Source organism: Brevibacillus sp. NRRL NRS-603, assembly GCF_003013445.1.
In the GTDB taxonomy this organism is placed as follows: domain Bacteria; phylum Bacillota; class Bacilli; order Brevibacillales; family Brevibacillaceae; genus Brevibacillus; species Brevibacillus formosus.
In genome coordinates this window covers 1-4871 of the sequence record NZ_PXZN01000063.1, presented here as the reverse complement: position 1 = coordinate 4871, position 4871 = coordinate 1, and the positions used below count along the sequence as shown (strand labels likewise).

At 49.5% G+C, this 4871-nt stretch carries 6 protein-coding genes; all 6 read right to left on the bottom strand.

Annotation, left to right across the window (positions count from 1 at the left end; genetic code table 11):
- Positions 1 to 20: 20 nt before the first annotated feature.
- On the bottom strand, positions 21 to 878 hold the full coding sequence (locus C7R94_RS27245; protein ID WP_106785732.1) for a carbohydrate ABC transporter permease: 858 nt from the start codon (positions 876 to 878) through the stop codon (positions 21 to 23).
- The gene (locus C7R94_RS27240) at positions 868 to 1806 is read right to left on the bottom strand and encodes a carbohydrate ABC transporter permease (protein ID WP_106785731.1); all 939 of its coding nucleotides are present in this window, start codon (positions 1804 to 1806) and stop codon (positions 868 to 870) included. Before C7R94_RS27240 ends, C7R94_RS27245 begins: the two co-directional genes overlap by 11 nt.
- Positions 1807 to 1817: 11 nt before the next feature.
- Entirely contained in the window at positions 1818 to 2504 is a 687-nt protein-coding gene (locus C7R94_RS27235; RefSeq protein ID WP_106785730.1) for a hypothetical protein, read from the bottom strand.
- Positions 2505 to 2558: 54 nt separating this feature from the next.
- The gene (locus C7R94_RS27230; protein WP_106785729.1) at positions 2559 to 3854 is read right to left on the bottom strand and encodes an ABC transporter substrate-binding protein; all 1296 of its coding nucleotides are present in this window, start codon (positions 3852 to 3854) and stop codon (positions 2559 to 2561) included.
- A gap of 91 nt (positions 3855 to 3945) precedes the next feature.
- Complete coding sequence (locus C7R94_RS27225) at positions 3946 to 4704, bottom strand: response regulator transcription factor (RefSeq protein WP_106785728.1); 759 nt, start codon at positions 4702 to 4704, stop codon at positions 3946 to 3948.
- Positions 4676 to 4871, bottom strand: a 196-nt coding sequence (locus C7R94_RS27220) for a sensor histidine kinase (RefSeq protein ID WP_369835029.1), incomplete at its 5' end; no start/stop codon positions are given. The genes C7R94_RS27220 and C7R94_RS27225, both read right to left, overlap by 29 nt.

Sequence of the window (4871 nt, the reverse complement as noted above, 5' to 3'; positions counted from 1 at the left end):
CACTCCTTGTTGAACTTCCTTTAATCTTTAAGACCCGTCATCGATACTCCCTCGATAAACTGCTTCTGAGCGAAAAAGAACACGATCAAAAGCGGCAAGGTCGCCATGACGGACGCGCTCATCAGATGATGCCACGCTGTCCCTACTTCATCGGTAAACAAGGACAAAGCAAGCGGCAGCGTCATCAGCTCTCTGTCGTTGATGAAAATGAGCGGATCGTAAAACTCGTTCCAGCTCGTCAAAAACGTAAAAATCGTCAGCGTCGCGATGGCTGGCTTTGCCAGTGGCAGCATGATGCTCCAGTAAATCCGCCAACGCGAGCAGCCATCAATCATCGCCGCCTCCTCGAGTTCTTTCGGAATCCCGAGGAAAAACTGTCGCATGACGAACACGCCAAAAATTCCGCCTGCCCCGAAAATGGGAAGCACGATCAGCGGCACATGCGTATTGATAAATCCAAGCATGCGCATGAACAAAAACATCGGTATCGACGTCACTTCATGCGGGATCATCATCGTCGACAGCAGCACCAGAAAGACGATATTGCGTCCGCGAAACGGGATTCGGGCAAACGCATAGCCCGCAATCGAGGCAAATAAAACCGTTCCAACCGTGACCAGAATCGCAATGTACAGGCTGTTCCAATAGAACAGATGAAAGGGCGTATTCGCCAAAACCTCCGTGTAGTTCTCCAAGCGGATCGACGAAGGGATAAACTCTGGCGGAAAGACGAATATTTTGGCCGGCTCTTTTAACGATGTAGAAAGCATCCACAAAAAAGGTACCAGCATCAGTAGGGAGATCGCGCTTAACACGACATAGTGACCACCGATCCCCAATAACTTGCCCGCATGTAATCCGTGGCGATTACTCTTCATGGAACACCCACCTTTTTCTAAACTGCCACTGCAAGAGCGTAAACACTAAAATGATAAAGAACAGCACAAAGGCAAGTGCCGATGCATAGCCGAATTCAAAGCTTTTGAAGGCACGCTCCCATATGTAATAGACAAGCACCTTTGTACTGTTGTCAGGACCACCCTGGGTCATGACGTAAATCTGCCCAAACACCTTGAGCGAGCCGATGATCGTCAACAACGTGGTTAAAAAAACCGTCGGGCTGATCATCGGGATCGTAATTTGAAACAATTGACGCGTCCGACTAGCTCCATCAATGCGCGCCGCCTCGTATAAGTGAACGGGCACCTGCTGTAAGGCAGCGATGAATAGAACCATGTTCAAGCCCACATTTTTCAGGACACTCGTCACGATCACCACTGGCATCGCCAGCTTTGGATTGTAAAGCCATGATGGGCCTGTGATCCCAAACATCTGCAGGATTTGATTGATAAACCCCGTGTCTGTCGCAAACAAATACTTCCACACAATCGCCCAGACGATCAGCGATGTCATGACCGGCACAAAAATGGCCGTGCGGAAAATCCCGATCCCCGGCAGCTTGCGCACGAGCAGTAAGGCCAACCCCAACGCCAACACGATGTTTAAGGGGACCAGTCCAGCCGAGAACGCAAATGTATTGCCCACGACCGTCCAAAATTCGGCATCCTGAAAGATCGCTCTGTAATTTTCCAGCCCAACAAATTCGGCTTCTCCCAGTAACGGCCAATCCGTAAAGCTCATGTACAGCGCGAGCAAAAGCGGGCCTAACAACAGCACCCCAAACCCGATGACCATCGGGCTTATAAACAGCCATCCTGTCAGATTCGCTTCCCGGTTGAAGGATTTTTTCTTTGTGCCACTTGTTCTCTTGTCAGGAGAGAGCGGGACATTCAACTTGCTCTCCATACGATCCCTCCTTAGTTGTCAATCGCATTCCGCAATGCATGGATGGAACGGCGCATTTCATCCTCGGTCCTCCCGATCGCCATCGCTCCAGCTAACAGGACACGAACTCCTGTTTCCCGCAGAGCTTTCATATCCTCTGCCACAATTTTTCGCTGTGTCGGGACGATGATGGGGATGCCTGCCTTTTCTACGATGTAGCGATAGGCGAGCAGGTCGGCAAACGTAAGCCTCGTGCCATACTCACTCCCCGGAATTATCGACGCCTCCAATGCTGTCATGGAAAAGTGCTTCACAGCTTCCAATCGGTTCAAATCAAACTGATCATCGATGGCAAACGTACTCGCCACCCCTTCGATTTTCAAAAGGGACGCAGGCAAATGATGTCCATAAATGGAGAGGAAGTCGATTCCTAGCGATTCGAACTGCTTGATTTCCTCGGGATTGAGCTCCTCCATTGACCCGCCCGGAACAATGCCAATCGGCCCTGCGAACTGGCTGCGTATTGTTTGGAGAAAGTCCGTATATTCAGCCAGAGGACCGAACCGGTTGCCACTGGCACGATGGTACACATTGATGTGCATCTTCAAGCCATCTGCACCCTCCTCCATCGCTGCTCTGGCTAAGGTCTCATCGTTTTGCGGGAGACTGACCATGAGCAGAAACGGCTTCTCTTCCAGTGCCTGTTGAAAACGATTCATCGCAACCTCCCTCTCAAGTCACAACGGCCTGTATTCCAGACCGTTGTGACGAGCTTACTTTTTCATGATCGGATTGACTTTCTCTTCCAGCGACTTCAAGATATCCGCAGGCTGTGCCGTTTGGCCGAATAATTGATCAAAACCAGCCAGGATCGTCGTGTCGATTTTTTGCCAGTCCACATGCCCTGGTTGCAGATGTGCCTTAGGCATTTCATCGATAACGGCCTGCTTGATGTGTGCAGGGTCAGGGTTGCCTGGAACGTTCAAAAACGGATCGGAATTCAACACAGACAAGCGCGGTGGTACAAAGTAAGTCGAGGTCTCCTGGACACCCTGCTCACTTGCGAGGAACTTGAGGAACAGCTTAGTCTCCTCCAAATGCTTCGTTCCTTTGAAAATCGAATACCCTGCCTGACCGAGCATCGGTGCCGAGCCTTTTGTACCCGCTGGCATCGGAGCAATGTCCCACTTGAAATCCTTGATCGCCCGCGCCTTCGAGACGTAGCTGTACACATCAAAGAACATGCCGATTTTGCCTGATTCAAAGCTAACCTGCTCACCCGCCTTCGGATGCGACCCATCTGTAAACATCATCCGTTGGAGCATGCCGAGTGTCTCCACCCCATATTGGTCATTCCATGTAAACTGATTCATTTCTTTGTTGAACGGGCCGCTGCCATTTGACCATGAATAGGAAGACAGGATGATCCACGTTTTCCAATCGCGGAAGAAGTTGGCCCCGTAGATTTTGCTCGCCCCGGTTCCGCTCGAGATTATTTGCGCTAACTTTTCGAATTCCTCCCACGTCCATTTCCCTTCCTTCGCTAGGTCGTTCGGCGATTTCAAGCCTGCCTTGTCAAACAAGTCTTTATTGTAGAACATCACGGTAGGCGGGGTAGAAAACGGCAGTCCGTACAATTTGTCGCCTTTTTGGAACAGCTCGAGCGTCGACGGAATAAAGTCATCCAGCTTAAACGCAGCGTCGTTTTTTATATCCGAGACATCTTCCAATATCCCATTTTCCATAAACTGCGGCACCATTCGCTCAGACACCCAACCGATGTCAGGCAGCTCCTGACCAGCAGCCAGCACCGTCACCTTTTGCTGGTAATCGGGGAATGGCACAGATTCCAGCTTCACCTTGATGGTCGGGTTTTGTTGCGTAAATTTTTCAGAGAGCTTCGTATACAAATCCAAGTGGGCTTGGTTGCCCCATGTCAAAAACGTAAGCTCGACTGCTTCTTTCTTGCCCGTTGCGGAGTCACTGGGAGTCGTCGCGGTCTTGCTACTGCACCCAAATGTAAACGCTGTCAAAGCAGTAGACAATGCCAACAGGATTGCCTTTTTCATGGCGTACCTCCTTATCTGTTTTCCCTGTCACCAGTATAAAATTGAGAGAATAGTAAGATAAATCACGCAGGATTTAGATTTGGTATGAGATTTAAAGATCTTTACTGCCGACGAGATCTCGGTAGCTCCCTGGTGTCATCCCGACTTCCTTTTTAAATACCAGCATGAAATGCTTCGCACTCTGATACCCCACTAAGCGCGCGATATCATATACCTTCAAGCTCGTCTCGTGTAAAAGCTGCTTGGCGCGGTTCATCCTCACCTGCGTGATGTAATCAGAGACATTTTCCCCCGTCTCAGTCTTGAACAGTTGACTCAGATAGATCGGATTCAAATGAACACACTCCGCCAGCATCTGGAGTCTCAAATCCCCGTCCAGATGATCGTGTATGAATGCTTTTATCTTGCGAATGCTTTGTCTCTCTTCTCTATGGCTGCCGTCGACTGTGTTTTCTTCTTCTTGGACTTTCTTTTTGCGATCCAGCCCTTGTCTGATTTTTGCGAGCGTGCTCACCAGCTCTAATCGATCAATGGGCTTCAAAAGATAGTCGGAGACTTTGTACTTCAATGCTTTTTGTGCGTAGTGAAAATCACCATAACCACTAATAATCACGATGGGCAGCTCCTCGTACATCTCCCGAATTTTCCCGATTAGCGCCAAGCCATCGACTTCCCGCATGCGAATATCTGTCACAATCAAATCAGGCATTTCCGTGCGCAGATAATGCAGAGCATCCTTTCCATTTTCCGCTTCTGCCATGACGACAAAACCAGATGTTCCTTTTTCAATTAACGTTTTCAAGCCTTCCCGAATCATTCGTTCATCTTCCACCAGCAATACTTTGTACATGGTGTGACTCTCCCTTCTGGAAATCGAGCGGAATCTTCATCGTAATTTCCGTACCTTGATCCGGTCTGCTCACAATCGCGAGCCCGTACTCATTCCCGAACAATAAGGTCAGCCGCTGGGAAATGTTTCGCAATGCTGTCCCATTGTGTGCGCTTCCTGTTATTTCA